1 protein-coding gene is annotated in these 523 nt (G+C 72.5%); it reads left to right on the forward strand.

Annotation, left to right across the window (positions count from 1 at the left end):
* A partial coding sequence (locus tag EOE65_RS17885) for an efflux RND transporter permease subunit (RefSeq protein ID WP_164847160.1) occupies positions 1-478 on the forward strand: 478 nt, incomplete at its 5' end.
* Between the last annotated feature and the right edge of the window lie 45 nt (positions 479-523).

Here is a 523-nt window from a genome sequence, read left to right on the forward strand (position 1 = left end):
GATGCTGCAGCTGCAGAGCTTCAGCCGGGCGATGCTGGTGTTCCTGACCGGGCCGCTGGGCATTGCCGGCGTAGCGGCGGCGCTGCTGGCGCTGAACCGGCCGTTCGGCTTCGTCGCGCTGCTGGGCGTGATCGCGCTGTCCGGCATGATCATGCGCAACTCGGTGATCCTGATCGACCAGATCGAGCAGGACCGGGAGCGCGGCGTGCCCACCTGGGACGCCATCGTCGAGGCGGCGGTGCGGCGCTTCCGCCCCATCGTGCTGACGGCGGCGGCGGCGGTGCTGGCGATGATCCCGCTGCGCCGCAGCGTGTTCTGGGGGCAGATGGCGGTGGCCATCAGGGGCGGGCTGATCGTGGCCACGGCGCTGACGCTGCTGGCGCGGCCGGCCATGTACGCGGCCTGGTTCCGGGTGCGGCGGGACGGCGGCGGACCTGGGGATGACGGGGGTGGCCGGGGGGTGCCGGCGGCAGGCTAAAATCGGCGGTTTGCCCGATTCCACCCGCGCGGGTGGCGAAATTGG

It is taken from the genome of Neptunomonas marina (assembly GCF_004005935.1).
Lineage (GTDB): Bacteria > Pseudomonadota > Gammaproteobacteria > Pseudomonadales > Balneatricaceae > Neptunomonas > Neptunomonas marina.